The following is an 18324-nucleotide window of genomic DNA, read 5'->3' on the forward strand; positions in this document are numbered from 1 at the left end:
TGTGAACTCAGGACTTGAAGCGCGTCCTCTGGGTGTCCTCCCGCCGCACGAAAAGCTCAAATGCCGCGGCAAGGAAAGAGGCGTGCCGAGCATAGGGGACGCCTGAACCTACTGCCACTCCAGTTCGGGAAAGCCGTTGTATAATTCTGTTCTGTAACTCGCTCATGCCACGTTCTTTGCTATCTCGCGCCTCTCTTCGCGGCCAAGTTCTGATCGGGGAGGTCTATCTCATGCCGGTTTCGGCCAAGCCGCTTGGCGCGGTATAAGGCAACATCGGCTCGTTTCAAGACGGTCGAAAACTGTTCCCGATGTCCGAATACAGTCATGCCGATGCTGACCGTGAAGTGGGTATCGGGAGCAAATGAAAAATCCATGGTGTTCTAGTCTCGCGGCTACTCGACGTGCGATCTCGCGCGCTTCGGGAAGCTCGATCTCCGGTAGGAGTATCGCAAATTCTTCACCGCCGAAGCGACCGCAGAGGGATCGAGATGGAGCCACTTCAAGCAAGAGGTTGCCGAAGGTCGATATGACCATGTCTCCAGCCGCATGACCGAAGGTGTCGTTCACGGTTTTAAAGCGGTCAAGATCCGCTAGCAAGAAACAGCCCTGTCGCCAAGAGCCATCGATGGCTTCACCATGAGTTGCGGCCTCTATGAAGGCATCGCGTCCGAGCAGTCCTGAAAGACTGTCGCGAAAGGCACGATCAAGACGGGTTCCGTAGACTTCGCTGACGACCAGAGCGAGCAGACCAATGCCGAGCGACAGAGACAATATGGCGCCTGCCGTTTGCGAGTAGAGGGCATATTGACTGTAGATGTAGGTTTGGGTGCTGGTTCCGGTTGTCAGCTGATAGGCCAGCCAACTCTTGATCAGGAACTGGATTCCCGACAGGGTGAATACTGCAGAAACAGCCAAGTCCAGCGACCGCCGACGGCGTCCGGCTAGGATCGCTATCGCTGAGGCAAGCTCAACACTGCAAAGCTGAGCTGGTAGCCGATTGCATGCAAAGCCCCATCGCGGGGAGCTTCGAGCAGTACAAATTGATGAAACAGTATCGATGTGAAACTGAAAACTAGGTCGTGTTGACAAAGTGGATTCCCAAATCAGCGGAAGCGTGATTCAAGACTGCCTTTTAGGAGGCAGTTTTGGCGCGCGGCGACCTGACGGATATGGAATGGCGGATCATTGAGGGGCTGTTGCCCACCGAACGGGGTAGGAGGTCCCGACCCTCGCACGATAATCGGCAGTATCTGAACGGCATGCTGCATGTTCTCCGGGTCGGCTGCCCATGGCGCGACATGCATGAGCGCTACGGGAAGTGGAACTCCGTCTATGTGCGCTTCCGCCGTTGGGCCGAACAGGGCGTTTGGGACGCTCTGCTTGAGACCCTCGTTGAACTGGGGCTGACGGATGACTGGCAGCACATGATCGACAGCACCACGGTTCGCGGCCATTCGCAGGCTGCGGGCGCTAAAGGGGGACTTATCAGGAGGCTTTTGGTCGATCACGCGGCGGCTTTACGACGAAAATCCACGCCCGAGCAGACGGTCAGGGACGCCTCTTGGCTTCGTCCTGACGGGCGGAGAGGCTTCGGACTATAACGCCGTTCCGACTTGTTGGCTATACCGGTCGGCAAACCGAGACTGTTCCTTGCAGACAAGGGCTACGACGGTGATTTCCTGCGTGAAGAACTCCTGATCCACGGCATCAGGCCGGTCATTCCGCCGAAGGCCAACCGGAAGAACCGCCTGCCTGCGACTTCCGGGCTATAAGGATCGAAACCGCATCGAGCGGATGTTCAACCGCCTCAAGCAGTTCCGTCGCGTCGCGACCCGATACGACAAGACCCGAAAATCCTTCTCAGCATTCCTCGCCCTGGCCGCCGCAAAGATATGGCTGCCATACTTTGTCAACAGGACCTAGGGTAGGCATCCGTGCTCGCGCGACATGATAATGTTGCCAGACCCCGATAAAGATGCACGAAAGCGCGGTGAGCAAAAACCCATAAGAAAAGCTGGATACAAGCTTAGCGGGGAGGGTTTCCGCAAAGGATTCAGCCAAGGGGGTCAAGGCCGCGGCTACAAAACCCGCAGCGCACCAGTAGCCCAGCTTGAAACCGCTCTGCCGCGAGAATCCGACGAAGGAAGCGGCGAACAGGACGCCAATCGATACATTGATGAGCAGCAGAAAACCGGCGTCTGGCACGACATGACCCCAAACGTCAAAGACGATTAAAACGACAAGAATGATTATTACTCTGCCGAGTATTGCCAATGAGTAAACTTAGCAGCCTCCGGTAAAGATCTGACAAATGTCAAACTTAACTGTTCAACTGTGAACATGTAAAATGTAATGCCTGTATAGAATTTTGTCTGTCGCGCATTCAAACACATAATCTGTATGTCTTGGTGAGGCCTTAGGTTCAAGGTGCAGCTTACAAGCGATCAACCGGGAGCGACGGCAGCCGCGGCCTATATATGGCACCGGCAGCGAGCTCCCAGACCCGCGGTGGATACTTGCTTCCGAAGGCTTCAGGAGGCTAACAACACCCACGTCTATTTCACCCGCAGGACAGGCACCAAATGAGATGGTAGTTCATATGCAGGTCGGGCTTCGATCGTTTTCGATTTCGGCCTGACAAAGGGTGCTCCCCATAAGATGAAGCCACAGACGCTCCAGCATGTAGCCATGCGCAGGTATTGGCTCGCATGCGAAATTCCGCAGATGTATCAGCGCTTCCCGCGGAATGTTGTAAGCGCATGTATTGCGTGCGGCAAAGATAGCCCCGTACGAAAAGACCCCACGGCGTGTGCTTCTGCAGCCTGTGCCAAGGCTTCCAGCTTGCCACCGCCGAAACACATGCGCTGCTATGTTGAACTGCTCCGGGGCACCACCGTTGATCATGGTATAGACCAGGCCCATTCCTCGGGCGCCCTTATCGAAAAACTCCAGCGGGCCCCCAGTTGTTGAGCGAAAAGAGCTCTGGCCTCACGAGAAGTCGACCATTCCAACGATGCTCTGGCGACGGACAAGCAAATCTCGTGGGGGGACGTCCCGTTCTCCTTCCAGCACCAGGAGAGCGCTTGAACATCAGCCCAATCACGCCACGCCGCCAGCAGCTTTTAAGAAGTCGGGGCTATGCAGGAACGGGTTCGGCTTGGCTGTAGACTGTATAATCTTCGGTATTTTCCCAAGATGTCATCATGTGATGGATGTACGTCTCAGACTCACGACCGATATTCGGTCGATTAATTACCTCCGCCCGCTTCAAGATTTCTTCTGACGTGATCTCGTCCCCTTTATTGTAGACAATCACCTTGAAATCAACGGGTATGTCCAAGATCCAGCTTATATCTTCTTTGTAACGCGCAAGGACGACTTGTTCACGGGTTTCAGCCTCAATTTATTTTCGGTTATGCGAATATCGGAGTTGGCTTGTTCCGAGCTGGATTCGTTCTATGCTTCCTCGGTTACGATCTTCCCGTCAGAAGAGATCTAACTGTTCGTGTTTTCACATGGGATCGCGTCTGTCGGCCCGAATGCTACACTGATGCAAGCGGGTGTAGCTCCCCGATATTCTCGCCTTATGTTTAGACTGTGAGAACTGTTGCGCGGTTCGGCTGCGTGTGCGAACTTGTCATACGGTAGATGAAGCTGCCTATCTCACGCTTTGGCCCATGATGGGAGGAGATAATGCATGCATCCAGCTCCGGTTTGTCAGCACAGCAATCTGCTGCGTCTGACTATGACGCCGTTCCTGTAGGATTGTGCGTTCTCAGTCGCGATCTGCGATTTCTACGCGTGAACGAAACCATGGCGATGTTCAACGGTTATGCGCCGGAAGAGCACATAGGGCGAACAGTCTCCGAGATCGTTCCGGATCTGGAGGACGTCGCGCGCGGCCTGATGAAGAAAATAACAGACACTGGCGAAACAATTGGCCCGTTCGAGGTAGCCGGCAAAACTCCCGCGGAGCCGGAAGAGCAGCGCTTCTGGATGGAATTCTGGTCACCAGTCACTGACGCGCTGGGGCATATTGTCGGCGCAAGTGTGGCTGCCGTCGAGATTACGGAGCGCAAAACGGCTTGAGCGCGAAAAGGACCAGGCGCTCAGGGTAACGGAGCGAAGGTTGCAGCAGCAGACTGCAATTGCCGAGATCGGACAACTGGCTCTTCAAGATACCGCGCTCCAGATCGTTCTCAACAGAATAGTTGAGGCGGCGGCGACAGCCCTTGATGTCCACTGACTAAGGTGCTGGCGTTTGAGGATACCGCAGATCAACTCAGCTGGTCGCGGGAGTTGGATGGGCAGAAGGACTTGTTGGCGTAGCGAGTGTCGGTATCGAGCGTGAATCCCAAGCTGGTTACACTCTGCTTTCGGGGGAGCTAATCGTTGTTGACGCGCTGGCGCTCGAGGAACGTTTCTCCGGGCCTCCCGCTGCTCAAGGAGCATGGAGTGGTCAGCGGCATGAGCGTCACCATAGCCGGACCAGAAGGGCGGCCCTACGGCGTAATCGCAATCCACGCCACAGAACGAAGAACCTTTGACAGAGGTGACCGAGACTTCCTGCTCTCGCTTGCCGCCATCATCTCCAATGCCGTGCGCAAAGAAGCGGCCAAAACCCAAAGCAATCTGCTAATTCGGGAAATGTCGCACCGCGCAGGTAACATGCTGCAACTAGTAAGTTCGATAGCCGCCCAGACCTTTCGCCATTCAAAGGACCCGGAAGAGGCTCGGGAGGCATTTAATCAGCGCCTGGCATCTCTTGCTCGCGCCAATCATGCAATCGCGCAGCAGGGCTGGAGCGACACTCGCTTCCAGAAAGTTGCTGAAGATACGCTCTCGCCGGTAGCGGCCAGAATCCGGATGGAAGGACGTGATATACAGCTTCCTGCTGAGCTTTGTTTTGACCTAGGTCTTGTACTGAATGAGCTCTGCACAACAGCGTCAAGTACGGAAGTCTGGGTGGTGACGATGGTATTGTTTCCTTGGCCTGGAATATCTCCGGGCAACCAAAGAGCCGCACTTTTCATATACGCTGGGACGATCCTGTGACAAAAGTCGCGCGGGCCCCGTCCTCATCGTCAAATGGCCTTGGGACGAAACTGATCCAACAGCTCGTAGTCAGCAAATGGCATGGGACCATCGATGTCCAGGTTCACGAGCGCTACCTTATGAAGATCGATATCCCGCTGAGCTCGATTTCCGATGGGACGACGCATTGAACATGGGACGGCAGACGATGACTGCAAATGCGCTCTTTGCAATTGACGAGCGCTGGCGACGCAGGACCGGGCTACTGTCGTTCAAGGGAGCGAATTTTCTCCTTCAGGGAGCGCGATCGTCCTCTGGTGCAGCGGGCACCCACGCAGGCGCTTCAGTCACTTTAGGAAGATAGAGTTTGAAGGTACTGCCCTGACCCGGCCCGTCGCTCGACACAGAAACGCTACCCCCATGTAATTCGATGAGTTGCTTGACGAGTGCAAGGCCTATGCCCAAGCCCCCATGTGCGTGGTCTCTATGCTCTTCGACTTGCTCGAACAGCTTGAAGATCGCCTCTGAACTTTCCTGGGTTAAGCCCAGTCCATTATCCGTCACGGTGATTTGGTAACCGGCGGGATGCTGCTCTAGCGTGATCTGGATACGACCCCCATGAGGGGTGTACTTCGCAGCATTGTTGACAAGGTTCGAAACGCATTGCGTCAATCGGACCTTATCCGCCAAGATCATACATGGCTGCTCGGGTGCGCTCAAAGTCAATGCATGGCGCTTCTCCTCGACGGTTGGGCGCGTCATTTCCAGTGCGGTCGATATCGCTTCCTTTAACTCGAATTCCGATTTGCTGAGATTGATCTTGCCCTGCGTAATGCGCGAAACGTCCAGCAAATCGTCAACCAGCCGGATGATGTGGTCCATCTGCTCATGCATGAGGCCGTGGATTTGTTCGGTCTTGACTTTATCCGGCTGTCTCGAAAGAAGCTTTAGCCCGCCGTTCAGCGCTGCCAAGGGGTTGCGCAACTCGTGGACGAGGATCCCGATGAACTCATTCTTGCGCTGATCCGCCAGTTGCAGAGCGCGCGTCTGGTCTTCCAGCAAATCGCGTTGTTCGGCGAGCTTCTTCCGTTGAAGGTAAAGCTCGGCAAACACTTCCGCCTTGCTCCGAAGCGCATCCGGCTCGATCGGCTTTTGGATGAAATCGACAGCGCCCGCTTCATACCCCTGAAAGCGCCGTTCGGCGGTATGGGTTCCGGCGGTGACGAAGATGATGGGAACCCGTCGGGTGCGCTCGTTCCCGCGCATCAGTTCTGCCAGTTCGAAACCGTTGAGGCCCGGCATCTGGACGTCGATCAAAGCCAGCGCCACGTCATGATGAAGAAGCAATTCCAGCGCCTCGTCACCGGAGCGGGCTTTGAGGAGCATGCGGTCGTCGCGCTGCAGCAGGGCCTCCAGGGAGAGGAGGTTTTCCGGCAGATCGTCGACGAGAAGGAATTTAACAGCGGGGTTCATTGGGATTTATTCTGCAAAAAGGTTGAAATGTCGGGCAACGTCATGATTTGTGCTTGCGGGCAGGCTCGAATGGCGGCTTCGGGCATGGCCTGCGCATAGGCGCCGCTCGGCTCCTGAACGATTGCCTTGCCACCGGCGCGCACAACAGCGGCGAGCCCATGCGCCCCGTCATTGTTGGCACCTGTGAGAACGATCGCAGTCAGCTTGTCACCCCATGCATCTGCCGCACTTTCAAAAGCCACGTCTATAGACGGGCGCGAAAACAGCACCTCTTCTTCATTCGACAGGGAAATCTGACCGCGCCCCTCGAGCAACAAATGGTAATCCGGTGGTGCGAAGTAAATAACGCCGGCCTCGACCGGCTCCTTGTCTTCCGCCTCGATGGACCGGAGCTGGCATTTTCTTCCGAAGATTTCGGCGAGCACACTGCGCTTTTTCGGCGGCAGATGCACGATAACGAAAATTGGAAACGGATATCTTGGCGGCAGCGATGCCAGGATCACCGTGAGAGCCTCAAGGGCGCCGGCCGATGCGCCAATGATCACAGCCCCCTTAGCCTGGTCGCTCATGAGCCGATCCTCTGATAGATCTTCTCTTCGCGAACGAACTCCCGGAAGTTTTCGGCATGGGCGGAGAACCGCAGCGTTTCTTTCGAGCCAAGGCCGAGGAACCCGTTGCGCGGCAATGCATCCCGAAACAAGCCAACCGCGCGGTCTTGCAGTTCCCTGTCGAAATAGATCATCACATTGCGGCAGGAGACGAGCTGCATCTCTCCGAAAACCTGGTCGGTCACCAGGCTATGATCCGAAAACACCACGTTTCGGCGTAGGCTCTTGTCGAAAATGCAGCGGTTGTAGCCGGTGGAGTAGTAGTCGGACAGAGAGCCCTTGCCGCCGGATTCGCGATGGTTCTCCGTAAACAGCTTGATCCGCTCGATGTCGTAGATCCCGGTTTCTGCATGGGCGAGGGCATTGGGGTTGATATCGGTGGCGTAGAAGATGGTGCGCTCTTCAAGACCCTCTTCACGAAACAGGATGACAAAGGAATAGAGCTCTTCACCCGAGCTGCATCCGGCGATCCACACTTTCAGCGAGGGATAGGTGCGCAGGTGCGGAATGACCTTTTCGCGCATGGCCGCGAAATAGGTGGGATCCCGAAACATCTCGCTCACCTGCACCGTCAGATAGCGCAGCATGTCGGCAAGCATGTCCGGATGGTGCAGCACCCGTTCCTGCATGGCCGAAATCGTCGCAAAGCCCAGCTGCTCCCGCGCCTGGCGGAGCCGTCGACGGAGCGACGACATCGCATAGCTGCGGAAATCGTAATGGTAGCGATGATAGAGGGCTTCCAGCAAAAGCCGGATCTCGATGTCCTCGACCTTTTCGAATGTCTCGGTCACTGCGGCATCCACACGCGCACGAGCGACAGCAGTTTTTCAACGTCGAGCGGCTTTGCCATATAGTCGTTGGCGCCCGCCTCGATGCAGCGCTTCTGGTCGTCCGGCATGGCCTTGGCCGTCAGCGTGATGATCGGCAGCTTCTGCCAGGCCGCATTCTTGCGGATATGCCGTGTTGCCGTCAGTCCGTCCATCACCGGCATCATGACGTCCATCAGAACGAGATCGATGCGTCCGTCCGGCTTGTCGAGCGACTGCTCCAGCTTGTCGATCGCCTCCTCGCCATTCCTGGCGATTTCAACCAGCACGCCGCGCGGTTCGAGGATGTTGGTCAGCGCATAGACATTGCGCACGTCGTCCTCGACGATCAGGATGCGGCGTCCCTCCAGCAGTTCGTCGCGATTGCGCGCCTTGCGGATCATCTGCTGCTGCTCGTCGGGCAGTTCGGATACCACCTGGTGGAGGAAGAGGGTGACCTCGTCCAGGAGCCGTTCCGGCGATTTGGCGCCCTTGATGATGATCGATTTCGAATAGCGGCGCAGCCTCTGCTCTTCCTCCGCGGAAAGAACGCGACCGGTGTAGACGATCACAGGCGGGAACGAGTGCATGCCTTCCTGGCTCAGTGTCTCCAGAAGCGCGAAGCCGGAAGCATCCGGTAGGGAGAGATCCAGCACCATGCAGTCGAAGGTCTGTTCTGCAAGGAGAGCGATGCACTCCGCAGCTGTGCCGGCACCGATTGTCTCAACGTCGTGCGAGGAGAGAAGCTTCGATAAGGCCTCGCGCTGCACTACGTTGTCCTCGACGATCAACACGCGCCGCTGTGTTTGTTCAGCCCTGGCACCCAGAGATTCCATTACTGAAATCAAATGATCGCGCTGGACGGGTTTAAGTTCGTACCCGACGGCGCCGAGTGAAAGCGCACGCTCTGAGTAATCCTCAGCAGAGATAATGTGGATAGGAATATGGCGTGTCCGAACGTCACGCTTAAGGCGATCGAGCACAGACAATCCAGACTGGTCAGGAAGGCCCACGTCGAGAAGAATGGCATTCGGCAGGAACTTATGGGCGAGCTCTAAAGCCTCGTGTGCGGTGCCGGCCACCAAGGCTTTGAAGCGAAGTTCTTGGGAAAGATCGCGCAGGATGAGCGCGAAAGATTTATCGTCCTCGACGATGAGCAGCTTACGCTCCGCATCGGTGACTGTGGCCCGGTCATCCTCGATGAAGGCAATCGCCTCTGCTTTACTCGCAAAGTTCTCGGAGGGGGGAGACAACACTGGCATCGCGGCTGTCTCAGTCTGACGAGCGACCTCTTGCCCTGCTGGCGGGGCGAGCTTGGTTTTAAATTCAGCGGGGATGACAACCGTAAACGTACTGCCGCTACCAACCCTGCTTTCCAGTGACAGGTAGCCGCCAAGCAGTCGGACGAGCTCGCGCGAGATCGACAGCCCTAGGCCCGTGCCGCCGAATCTGCGACTTATCGTGCTGTCTGCTTGGTGGAAGGCTTCGAATATCTGCTTTTGCTGCTCTTCGGGTATGCCGATGCCTGTGTCCTTGATGTCGAATGCAAGTTGCCCATCGGCGTGTCGGCGAACGTCCAGCGACACATTACCTTTCTCGGTGAACTTTAAAGCATTGGCCAAGAGGTTTTTGAGCACCTGTTCGAGACGCTGTCCGTCGGTCTGAACGATGGGGGGCACTGATGCCGCGACAGTGACATTCAGCTCCAGTCCCTTGCTGGTTGCCAGCGGTTCGAACATGTGGCGCAGACTATTGACCATGCGCTCAACAGATACAGCTTCAGGATGGATCTCTACGTGACCCGCTTCGATTTTCGAAAGATCAAGGATGTCATTGATCAGGTTCAGCAGATCGTTGCCGGAGGACTGGATCGTCTGGGCAAACTGCACCTGCTGTGCTGTCAGGTTGCCTTCCGGATTATCAGCAAGCAGCTTCGCCAGAATCAGCGATGAGTTAAGAGGCGTCCGCAGTTCGTGAGACATGTTTGCCAGGAAGTCTGATTTGTAGCGGCTTGCTTGTTCGACCTCTCTAGCCTTGGCTTCGATAGCATTCTTGGAGCGCTCGAGACTGTCGCGCTGTTGCGCCAGTTCCTCTGCCTGCTCTTCAAGCTGCGAATTTGTCTGCTCAAGTTCGGCCTGCTGCTGCTCAAGGCGCGCCTGCTGTTCGCGCAGCGCGCGCCCTTGTTCTTCCAGCTCCTCGTTCGAAACGCGCAGTTCCTCTCCTTGAACCTGCAGTTCTTCTGCTTGCCGCTGCGTCTCTTCAAGGAGCGCTTGGAGACGCGTTCGAAACTCCGCCGACCGGATCGCAACCGCAATGAGTTCGGAGACGTGCTCGAGAAGCTTCAGGACCTGGTCATTGATGGGCGAGAGAAAGCCGAGCTCAATCATGCACCGGATGTCGCCTTCGACGATCGCAGGCGCCAAGGCAAGATAACGGGGTTTCTCTTGTCCAAGGCCGGAGCCGAAGTTGATGTAGCCATCGGGCACTTCCCCGACCGCGATGGGATGGTGATCCCGCAGAACGTGGCTAAAAAGACTATCATTTTGACCGAAGCTTGTGGGCATAACAGCGTCTGATGGTACGCCATGTGCGGCTAGCCGATGGAATCTGCCAGCGTTCTCGACATACATAACGCCGGCTACCGCACCGAGATAGTTTGTCAGGAAACGAAGGATGTTGGCTCCAAGTTCACTAATAGGCTGATCGCCTGTCACAGAAGACGTAAGCCCGAGTTGTGCCTCGCGCAACCAATGCTCGCGCTTTTGCTTCAAGGCTGATTTGCGAACCAGCGCCGAAATCACGAGTGTCAGGAGAATACCGAGTACGCCGGCAGACAAAGCACTGGCCCACGCGATGAGGTACGAAGTCTCCATCGCGGCCAAGCGTTGGCTACGATCTTCCCCCGCTTCATCCCGCAGTTGGCCCACCATTTCGCGAATACCCTCCATGTCACTGCGGCCGCGGTCCGACGCCACGAGGGCCAACGCCTCCACTTCTCCTTGTCGCTGGAATAACTGAAGGGTCTGCGCCATAATTTCCAACTTCGAAGAAACGTAGGCCCGTAGTGCCTGAACGGTTCCGCGTTGACGCATCTCATCAGTGGCGGTCGAATTGATGCTCGCGATGCGGCTTTCGATCTGGGGGACGGCGCGGAGATAGGGCGAAAGATAGGTCTCATCGGAGGTTAGCAGGAACCCTCGCAGTCCGCTTTCGGCGTCTTGAATGTCGATGAGAAGCAGGTCAAGTGCGACGATGAACCCGTGTGTTTGCGTCACACTCGCGTTGCTTCTCCTTACATTGTCGATGGTGTAAATCGAAACTGCGGTGCTGATGAGTAGAAAGATGAACGCGCAAGAGAGACCGATGAAGACATTCCGCTCCAAGCCAAATGAGTGCGTAGCTGCCGTCGCGGACGCTTTTCGATGCATCAGGTAACTCTTTTCGTTTGTAGGATTTGCCGCCCAATTCGGCTGGAAGGTATTGAGTCTAGCGCTCGAATTCAATGAGGTCCTCACCATTCGGCGATGGGTGCGTGTCGGCTGCTACGGGACCGACGTCCCTATCGTGAAGAAGCCATTGAAATGCATTTGCAGCTTGGGTCACGACAAGGTGTCCGGTTCTTCGGGGGGTACAGGGAACCTGTTCACGCCGCTGCCATTATCCGGAGCCTGAGACAGACAAGTTCTGGGCAAGCGAGGTGTCCATGCGTTCCAGAATTGCGATTATCGGTACCGGTCCCACCGGCCTCTACACGTTCAAACATCTGCTGAGCCCCACAACTCCCCTCTCGATCACCCTTTACGAAGCGGAAGGTGAGCCCGGAAAGGGCACGCCTTACCACCCTGACATGAACGATCCGGCGATGCTCTCCAACATCCCGAGCATCGAATTGCCGGCCTTCACCGAGACCCTGGTCGACTGGTTGCGGCGGCAGGATGACGACGCGCTGATGCGTCATGGCATTCGCCGCGAGACGATCGGCGAGCGGGAGTTCTATCCACGCCTTGTCCTGGGCGATTACATGCAGGCGCAGTTCGAGCGGATGCTGACCATTGCCGCCGATCACGGTCATGAGATTTATGTGCGCGCGCGCCACAAGGTGGTGGACATCGAAATCCAGCCGGAAGCGATACGCCTGCGCGTCGCCCATTCCGAGGGCGAGGAGTGTCCGACATCAGCGCCCATGAGACAGACCTGGCTTAGTTGAGAAGAGAGGATTTTCGGCTCATCGTAGCTCATTCACAGGAAGCGAAGATGAGACAAAAATCCGGGCCGCAGACATCGGCGGCAGAGAAGACGATCAAGGACATCCGCCGCGCCACGCGCAAGCACCATTCAGCCGGGGACAAAATCCGTGTCGTCCTGGAAGGCCTGCGTGGCGAAGACAGCATCGCCGCGATCTGCCGCCGCGAGGGGATCGCCGAGAGCCTGTATTATAGCTGGTCGAAGGAATTCCTCGAAGCTGGCAAGAAGCGCCTTGCGGGCGATACCTCCCGTTCGGCAACGAGTGACGAGGTGAAGGCGCTGCGTAAGGAGAGCCGCGACCTGAAGGAGGCGGTGGCCGACCTCACCCTGGAGAACCGCCTGCTCAAAAAAAGCATGATCGGGCATGGGGGCGACGACGAATGAGATATCCCGCCACCGAAAAGCTTGAGATCATCCGGCTGGTCGAGCAGTCGCATTTGTCAGTCAGGCAGACACTCGAAAAGCTCGGCATTCCGAGACCTACCTTCTATCGATGGTATGACCGGTTCCAGACCCATGGCGTCGAGGGGCTGGAAGACCGGACTTCTGCGCCATCACGGGTGTGGAACCGCATTCCTGACGATATCAGGGATCGCATTGTCACCATGGCGCTGGACCACGCCGATCTGTCGCCGCGCGAGCTGGCGGTGAAGTTCACCGACACGGAAAGCTACTTCGTGTCAGAGGCTTCGGTCTACCGCCTGCTCAAGGCCCATGATCTGATCACGTCGCCAGCCTATATCGTCATCAAGGCCAACGATGAGTTCAAGGACAAGACCACGCGGCCGAACGAGATGTGGCAAACCGACTTCACCTACCTGAAGGTCATCGGCTGGGGATGGTTCTACCTGTCGACCATTCTCGACGACTATTCCCGCTACATCATTGCCTGGAAGCTGTGCACCAGCATGAAGGTGGACGACGTCACCGACACGCTCGACTTGGCGCTGGCCGCCTCAGGCTGCGACAAGGTCAAGGTCGAACACCGGCCGCGCCTGCTGTCCGACAACGGCCCGTGTTACGTCGCTTCCGATCTCGGTGAATGGCTGGAGACATACAAGATCAACCAGGTTCATGGCGCTCCCGGCCATCCGCAGACACAAGGGAAAATCGAGCGCTGGCATCAGACGTTGAAGAACCGCATCCTGCTGGAAAACTACTTCTTCAAGGAAGACCTTGAGGCGCAGATCGCGGCCTTCGTCGAGCATTACAATCATCGTCGATACCACGAAAGCCTCGACAATCTCACTCCGGCCGACGTCTACTTCGGACGCGGACAGACCATCCTGCTCGAACGCGAAAGGATCAAACGCGACACCATCAGACAGCGCCGCTTGAACCACCAGGCCAAAGCAGCTTAAATCAATCCGCAAACCGAGCCGGAAACTCCATTCTTCCAGAGCCCCAAAAGTCTCAAATTATTCGACGACGGACAATTATTCAGGATCTTCGTTCTTCGGCAGAACTAGGGGCACGACGGCCAGGATGAGCAGTACGACTACTGTCGATAGTACCGCAGTTGATTCGAGCCCCAATCCCGCGATGATGCCGATCCCAGCTGTCGCCCAAATACTTGCCGCTGTGGTGAGCCCCTCGATTTGGCGCGGTGATGAACGAATGAGTATCGCGCCTGCCCCTAGAAAGCCGATACCCTGTATAACCCCTTGCAAGACGCGCGATAGGTCCCCTACTTCCATACCGCTCTGAAGGGGTCCGATCACGAAGAGTGCCGCACCAACGGCGACCAGCATATGGGTTCGCACGCCAGCACTTCGCCGTTTCCGTTCACGTTCGTAACCAAGGATCCCGCCTAACACCGCCGCGACCAAGAGGCGGACGGTGATTAGGGTAATTGTGGAGGTATCGGGAATGTCGGCGAATTCCGCGGCTATCGTTGTCCATATCTCATGCATCGATGAAGATCTTCCGTGTCCAGCCTCTAATCCTGTTGGACTTTGATGAGCAGGAGAATTGCAAATGCCAGCTAGTTGACGTCTTGGGCTTATCCGACTTCGGACCGAGTTCAACAAGCTTTGCGGAGATAATTTTGCGAGCAAAGGTACCCAAATAGAAGGGGCAGTGAAACGGAAAACGGCGGTGCTTGACACCGCCGTCTATCGCTCATTCACTGGTCTTAGTCGCGCTGAATGCCGCTTGTGCCGTCTTTGCGTACCATACCGCTCTCACGGTCATCCTCAATCTCAACGTCGGTTTTGCGGATCGTGTCCGTGATCGTCTCTTCACGCTGCTCGGCTGTTATGCGAAGCCCGATCTCCTCGACGACGCGCGCGTCCTTCGAGACGACAGCCTCTTCATGGTGTTCTTCCGCTTCGATCGTGCGGTCGATGAACGCACTGTCTGTAGCACTCACTGGACGATCAACCGGGCGACGCGTGATCTCGACGTTCTCGTCGCGAAGCGAAATGTTTTCGCTGACCGGCATTTCCGTCACATAGGAGCGGACGCGAACCCGACCGTTGTTGATGTCACGCTTGCCGACGCGCAGCTCTTCTTCAACGACGGGAATAACGTCGTCATGTTCAGAATTCAGCTGCTCCGCCTGGTACCCGGTCGCGTTGTTTTCAAACTGCGTCGAACGAGACGAGGTGATGCTTCCTGAGCGCGACCAGCCCTCAGACTCCCAGGCGCGCGTGCGCTCGTCGAGATCGATGCTGCCTTCGTCATCAAGGATGTCGAGTGCGGTGTCGTGCATGTCCAGTGGATAGCCTGTGACCGTAACGAGGTAGCCGCCGCGTCGCAGGCCCTCAGCGTAGGTGCTGCGATCGTCGTCCGGGAAGAAGAAGTTTTCGAGCGCCGCCCAAAAACCACTTTCTTCCGTTCGCGACCCGGAGACTGCCTCGGCGGTTGCGCCTTCGATCAGTTGTATTGACGAGCGCGGGAGGCCGGCATCGATCAGGCGCTCGACAGCATTATCAGCATCCGAGCGACTGTCGAAGAATGCGGTTATGGTATTGGTGTTCGTTGCTGACGTTTGACCAGTTTGATTGGTGTAGCTCATCGTGATGTCTCCTCGTTACGAGCTTCGATATCGCGCCTCTCCACTGTTGCGCGCTGCTTGCGAAGAGTGACCGGAACGGACACATCTTCTATGGTTGCGAGTTTGCGAATGCGGATTTCTTCGACCAGCATCAGCCTCTTCTCCACAACGACAATTTCTTCCAAAACCGGAATGATGGTGACGTCACCTTCAACCCGGGTCTGCGGGACAGCAGTGACTTCTTGGCCTACCGGTACGCGTGTTACCTCGACACGTTCACCGCCTAGCGAAGCGTGGGCAAATTCTTCGACAAACTCGGTCTGCGTCGCAACCCGCACGCGGCCTGTCATGACACGCTCGGTATCAATGCTGACCGTTTCTTCAACGAGTTCTATTTTGGGCTGGTCAACTTGGGGCATCGTTTTCGCTTTCGGATCGACATGAGAACGTTAGTATTTCGCTAAAGTTCCCGCCCTCCACATCCTCAAACACATGAAGACGTTTTCTGATCATTAACCAAGGCGGTCCAAGATGCCGGTAGAACTTGGGGACTCCAAATGCGGAAGATCGAGATCATCGAGGATGTGCGGATACGCTTTCCCGGCCGGGATGAGGAGTTTAACCTTGGCGTCGAAGTCGGCGCTTTGAGCGTGCTGCTCGCGCAGGGCAATCCCGTCCTGGAGCGTGAGATATCGGTGCAGGCGTTGGATCAGCTGAAGCCAATCGCCGATCGTTTTCGCTATTCCCTCAGCGTCGCTGAAGTGTCAGGCGAGATGGTCCACGTACGTCTTGAGCGGTATCGTCGCAGACCACAGCTGCGTGTCGTATGAAGCTGCATTTATGAGCGGCGATCAATCAACTAGGTCCTGTTGACAAAGTATGGCAGCCATATCTTTGCGGCGGCCAGGGCGAGGAATGCTGAGAAGGATTTTCGGGTCTTGTCGTATCGGGTCGCGACGCGACGGAACTGCTTGAGGCGGTTGAACATCCGCTCGATGCGGTTTCGATCCTTATAGGCCCGGAAGTCGCAGGCAGGCGGGTTCTTCCGGTTGGCCTTCGGCGGAATGACCGGCCTGATGCCGTGGATCAGGAGTTCTTCACGCAGGAAATCACCGTCGTAGCCCTTGTCTGCAAGGAACAGTCTCGGTTTGCCGACCGGTATAGCCAACAAGTCAGGAACGGCGTTATAGTCCGAAGCCTCTCCGCCCGTCAGGACGAAGCCAAGAGGGCGTCCCTGACCGTCTGCTCGGGCGTGGATTTTCGTCGTAAAGCCGCCGCGTGATCGACCAAAAGCCTCCTGATAAGTCCCCCTTTAGCGCCCGCAGCCTGCGAATGGCCGCGAACCGTGGTGCTGTCGATCATGTGCTGCCAGTCATCCGTCAGCCCCAGTTCAACGAGGGTCTCAAGCAGAGCGTCCCAAACGCCCTGTTCGGCCCAACGGCGGAAGCGCACATAGACGGAGTTCCACTTCCCGTAGCGCTCATGCATGTCGCGCCATGGGCAGCCGACCCGGAGAACATGCAGCATGCCGTTCAGATACTGCCGATTATCGTGCGAGGGTCGGGACCTCCTACCCCGTTCGGTGGGCAACAGCCCCTCAATGATCCGCCATTCCATATCCGTCAGGTCGCCGCGCGCCAAAACTGCCTCCTAAAAGGCAGTCTTGAATCACGCTTCCGCTGATTTGGGAATCCACTTTGTCAACACGACCTAAGTCCCTGCCTCCCAAATCGGTTCGCGGGCATACCTCTGTGCCCCGTATTGACGGCGAAGAGCGCACCCTTTTGCGGATTGGACCGTACATCATCGCTGGTCATCCCGAAGCGAGCTGAGGTCACATACAGAGTGTCCAGATGCTTCCCACCGAAGGTGCAACTGGTCGGCGAAGAGCAGGGAAGCTCAATTACGCAATCGAGAATTCCTTCCGGATGAATGCGAACTAAGCAGTTTCCGCCGCCCACGCGGCAGTTCCAGATATACCCCTCATCATCCAGGCATGACCCGTCTGGAAGTCCACGCTCAAAACCTGATAGCAAGGTACCACGATCCAACAGGTGACTTTCTCTTAGATCAAACGAATAACTGTAGAGCTTGGAAGCGCTATGGACAGCCGGACGTTGGCAGCTTCATCAACCCTTATGCAGGAAATCGCCGCACGGCACAACGATCTCTCACCATGGGGTACCATTCTAGGGGGAGGCAAAGGTACCGGCGGCCATTCAAGTCCGGCGCTCGTCTGGTTGCAAGTTGACGAGCAGCGGGTTCTAGCAAAGGAGGGGCAGAAAACGCACCGGATGACGTAAGAACTCGTCTGCCATTTCGTTGGCCACAAGGTGAAACCGGAAAAACCCTCGTGTTTTCCATTTCATTGCGTCCGGTTGACACGGTGCATTTTCCAAGTGAGCAACGCACTCCCGGCCCGGCAGTTCCTCAATACGGCAAAGTGTTGTCCCTGAGCTGCAACTTGCTGGTCACAATGGGAAGGATTAGCGACTGGGTGACTCAGCTGTTCTGGGCGAAAAGGGAGTTTGTTCCCGGAACGGTGACTTGGCTACTCGGTTCTGGGAGGGACCTCTTAATCTGACGGTCGTCTGATTTAAGCCAATGATGAGCCGGAAAATGCGAGCAGAAGAGATACCTGATTTCGTCGCCGACATATTGGCAGCAGGGGCGCAGATGATTGCCATCGGCCATGACATCTACCTCATGGGGGAGGCGGAGGTTCCGGAGGAGATGTACGAACAAGTCATCACGGATGTCCAGGTAATCTGTGACCGCTACGGTCGTCGCGAACATTTGCGTCGGGAGATTGCCGCCCATCTGCGCAGCCTCGGGCGTTTTATTGATCTGGATGAGCTGCCTCCACTTTCACAACTCCACTGATCAGCCGAATACCGGGATGTTCAAGATGCCACGCTATGTCTTCCATGTTCGCACACGTCATCGATTGGAACGCGATAAAGAGGGCGGTCTGTTCACCAGCGCTGATGCCGCGCATGTCACAGCGATAATGGCGGCTCGAGACATGGCAGTACAAGATCAACTAAGTGGCACCCTAGACCGCGAGAAGCGTATCGAGATATGTGACGAAGGGGACAGATGTGTCGCTACGGTGTGGCTGACGACTGTCGCGGGCCTCTAGATCTGAAATGACCTTCAA

17 protein-coding genes and 3 pseudogenes are annotated in these 18324 nt (G+C 56.4%); 9 read left to right on the plus strand and 11 right to left on the minus strand.

What is annotated here, in order from left to right:
* Positions 1 to 179: 179 nt before the first annotated feature.
* Both GH983_RS24585 and GH983_RS22000 read right to left on the minus strand, forming a co-directional pair.
* Positions 180 to 374 (minus strand): diguanylate cyclase domain-containing protein, encoded by a 195-nt coding sequence (locus GH983_RS24585; protein ID WP_153763670.1) that lies wholly within the window; start codon positions 372 to 374, stop codon positions 180 to 182.
* Positions 375 to 384: 10 nt separating this feature from the next.
* Positions 385 to 1089: pseudogene (locus tag GH983_RS22000) on the minus strand (diguanylate cyclase domain-containing protein); the annotation flags it as partial.
* Between the two features lie 56 nt (positions 1090 to 1145).
* Here GH983_RS22000 and GH983_RS22005 point away from each other — a divergent pair.
* From GH983_RS22005 to GH983_RS22025, 4 genes and pseudogenes are all read left to right on the plus strand, one after another.
* Positions 1146 to 1923, plus strand: a pseudogene (locus GH983_RS22005) (IS5 family transposase).
* Between the two features lie 30 nt (positions 1924 to 1953).
* A complete protein-coding gene (locus GH983_RS22010; RefSeq protein ID WP_153763671.1) occupies positions 1954 to 2235 on the plus strand; it encodes a hypothetical protein in 282 nt (93 codons plus the stop codon).
* A gap of 1458 nt (positions 2236 to 3693) precedes the next feature.
* Complete coding sequence (locus GH983_RS22020; protein WP_153763672.1) at positions 3694 to 4089, plus strand: PAS domain-containing protein; 396 nt, start codon at positions 3694 to 3696, stop codon at positions 4087 to 4089.
* A 306-nt stretch (positions 4090 to 4395) separates the two neighbouring features.
* Positions 4396 to 5055, plus strand: a complete 660-nt coding sequence (locus tag GH983_RS22025) for an HWE histidine kinase domain-containing protein (protein ID WP_256367285.1) — start codon at positions 4396 to 4398, stop codon at positions 5053 to 5055.
* A gap of 273 nt (positions 5056 to 5328) precedes the next feature.
* On the opposite strand, the gene GH983_RS22030 is transcribed toward GH983_RS22025, so the two are convergent.
* The 4 genes from GH983_RS22030 to GH983_RS22045 are packed head-to-tail and all read right to left on the minus strand — an operon-like array spanning position 5329 to position 11349.
* Positions 5329 to 6507, minus strand: coding sequence for a hybrid sensor histidine kinase/response regulator (locus GH983_RS22030; protein WP_153763674.1), 1179 nt, complete (start codon positions 6505 to 6507; stop codon positions 5329 to 5331).
* Positions 6504 to 7076 (minus strand): chemotaxis protein CheB, encoded by a 573-nt coding sequence (locus GH983_RS22035; protein WP_153763675.1) that lies wholly within the window; start codon positions 7074 to 7076, stop codon positions 6504 to 6506. Before GH983_RS22035 ends, GH983_RS22030 begins: the two co-directional genes overlap by 4 nt.
* The gene (locus GH983_RS22040; protein ID WP_153763676.1) at positions 7073 to 7906 is read right to left on the minus strand and encodes a protein-glutamate O-methyltransferase CheR; all 834 of its coding nucleotides are present in this window, start codon (positions 7904 to 7906) and stop codon (positions 7073 to 7075) included. Before GH983_RS22040 ends, GH983_RS22035 begins: the two co-directional genes overlap by 4 nt.
* Complete coding sequence (locus tag GH983_RS22045) at positions 7903 to 11349, minus strand: response regulator (RefSeq protein WP_153763677.1); 3447 nt, start codon at positions 11347 to 11349, stop codon at positions 7903 to 7905. The genes GH983_RS22040 and GH983_RS22045 overlap by 4 nt, the downstream gene beginning before the upstream one ends.
* Positions 11350 to 11624: 275 nt before the next feature.
* Between GH983_RS22045 and GH983_RS22050 the strand changes: the two genes are divergently transcribed.
* A complete protein-coding gene (locus GH983_RS22050) occupies positions 11625 to 12128 on the plus strand; it encodes an FAD/NAD(P)-binding protein (protein WP_246727625.1) in 504 nt (167 codons plus the stop codon).
* Between the two features lie 47 nt (positions 12129 to 12175).
* A protein-coding gene (locus GH983_RS22055; protein ID WP_153763678.1) for an IS3 family transposase occupies positions 12176 to 13527 on the plus strand; the annotation gives its coding sequence in 2 pieces (ribosomal slippage) (positions 12176 to 12512 and positions 12512 to 13527; 1353 coding nt in all).
* A gap of 75 nt (positions 13528 to 13602) precedes the next feature.
* Here GH983_RS22055 and GH983_RS22060 read toward each other — a convergent pair.
* The 3 genes from GH983_RS22060 to GH983_RS22070 all read right to left on the minus strand — a co-directional run bounded on the left by GH983_RS22060 (position 13603) and on the right by GH983_RS22070 (position 15583).
* Entirely contained in the window at positions 13603 to 14079 is a 477-nt protein-coding gene (locus GH983_RS22060; protein WP_153763679.1) for an MgtC/SapB family protein, read from the minus strand.
* Between the two features lie 221 nt (positions 14080 to 14300).
* Positions 14301 to 15185 (minus strand): YsnF/AvaK domain-containing protein, encoded by an 885-nt coding sequence (locus GH983_RS22065; RefSeq protein WP_153763680.1) that lies wholly within the window; start codon positions 15183 to 15185, stop codon positions 14301 to 14303.
* Entirely contained in the window at positions 15182 to 15583 is a 402-nt protein-coding gene (locus tag GH983_RS22070) for a YsnF/AvaK domain-containing protein (RefSeq protein ID WP_153763681.1), read from the minus strand. Before GH983_RS22070 ends, GH983_RS22065 begins: the two co-directional genes overlap by 4 nt.
* Before the next feature lie 138 nt (positions 15584 to 15721).
* Between GH983_RS22070 and GH983_RS22075 the strand changes: the two genes are divergently transcribed.
* Positions 15722 to 15994, plus strand: coding sequence for a hypothetical protein (locus GH983_RS22075; protein ID WP_153763682.1), 273 nt, complete (start codon positions 15722 to 15724; stop codon positions 15992 to 15994).
* A 29-nt stretch (positions 15995 to 16023) separates the two neighbouring features.
* On the opposite strand, the gene GH983_RS22080 is transcribed toward GH983_RS22075, so the two are convergent.
* Together GH983_RS22080 and GH983_RS22085 are read right to left on the minus strand one after the other, a co-directional pair.
* A protein-coding gene (locus GH983_RS22080) for an IS5 family transposase (RefSeq protein ID WP_246727627.1) occupies positions 16024 to 16805 on the minus strand; the annotation gives its coding sequence in 2 pieces (ribosomal slippage) (positions 16024 to 16475 and positions 16475 to 16805; 783 coding nt in all).
* A gap of 59 nt (positions 16806 to 16864) precedes the next feature.
* Positions 16865 to 17248, minus strand: a pseudogene (locus GH983_RS22085) (SMP-30/gluconolactonase/LRE family protein); the annotation flags it as partial.
* A 535-nt stretch (positions 17249 to 17783) separates the two neighbouring features.
* Here GH983_RS22085 and GH983_RS22090 point away from each other — a divergent pair.
* Positions 17784 to 18047 carry a hypothetical protein gene (locus tag GH983_RS22090; RefSeq protein ID WP_153763683.1) on the plus strand — a complete coding sequence of 88 codons (264 nt, stop codon included), beginning with the start codon at positions 17784 to 17786 and terminating at the stop codon, positions 18045 to 18047.
* A 25-nt stretch (positions 18048 to 18072) separates the two neighbouring features.
* Entirely contained in the window at positions 18073 to 18306 is a 234-nt protein-coding gene (locus tag GH983_RS24590) for a hypothetical protein (protein WP_371418513.1), read from the plus strand.
* The last annotated feature ends 18 nt before the right edge of the window (positions 18307 to 18324 follow it).

The sequence above is a fragment of the Agrobacterium sp. MA01 genome, from assembly GCF_009650195.1.
In the GTDB taxonomy this organism is placed as follows: Bacteria; Pseudomonadota; Alphaproteobacteria; order Rhizobiales; family Rhizobiaceae; genus Allorhizobium.

Coding starts and splice junctions, on each gene's coding strand:
- GH983_RS24585 (WP_153763670.1), bottom strand. CDS start 374: ATGGATTTTTCATTTGCTCCCGATACCCACTTCACGGTCAGCATCGGC.
- GH983_RS22070 (WP_153763681.1), bottom strand. CDS start 15,583: ATGCCCCAAGTTGACCAGCCCAAAATAGAACTCGTTGAAGAAACGGTC.
- GH983_RS22090 (WP_153763683.1), top strand. CDS start 17,784: ATGCGAGCAGAAGAGATACCTGATTTCGTCGCCGACATATTGGCAGCA.
- GH983_RS24590 (WP_371418513.1), top strand. CDS start 18,073: ATGCCACGCTATGTCTTCCATGTTCGCACACGTCATCGATTGGAACGC.
- GH983_RS22050 (WP_246727625.1), top strand. CDS start 11,625: ATGCGTTCCAGAATTGCGATTATCGGTACCGGTCCCACCGGCCTCTAC.
- GH983_RS22065 (WP_153763680.1), bottom strand. CDS start 15,185: ATGAGCTACACCAATCAAACTGGTCAAACGTCAGCAACGAACACCAAT.
- GH983_RS22060 (WP_153763679.1), bottom strand. CDS start 14,079: ATGCATGAGATATGGACAACGATAGCCGCGGAATTCGCCGACATTCCC.
- GH983_RS22035 (WP_153763675.1), bottom strand. CDS start 7,076: ATGAGCGACCAGGCTAAGGGGGCTGTGATCATTGGCGCATCGGCCGGC.
- GH983_RS22010 (WP_153763671.1), top strand. CDS start 1,954: ATGTTGCCAGACCCCGATAAAGATGCACGAAAGCGCGGTGAGCAAAAA.
- GH983_RS22045 (WP_153763677.1), bottom strand. CDS start 11,349: ATGCATCGAAAAGCGTCCGCGACGGCAGCTACGCACTCATTTGGCTTG.
- GH983_RS22075 (WP_153763682.1), top strand. CDS start 15,722: ATGCGGAAGATCGAGATCATCGAGGATGTGCGGATACGCTTTCCCGGC.
- GH983_RS22020 (WP_153763672.1), top strand. CDS start 3,694: ATGCATGCATCCAGCTCCGGTTTGTCAGCACAGCAATCTGCTGCGTCT.
- GH983_RS22030 (WP_153763674.1), bottom strand. CDS start 6,507: ATGAACCCCGCTGTTAAATTCCTTCTCGTCGACGATCTGCCGGAAAAC.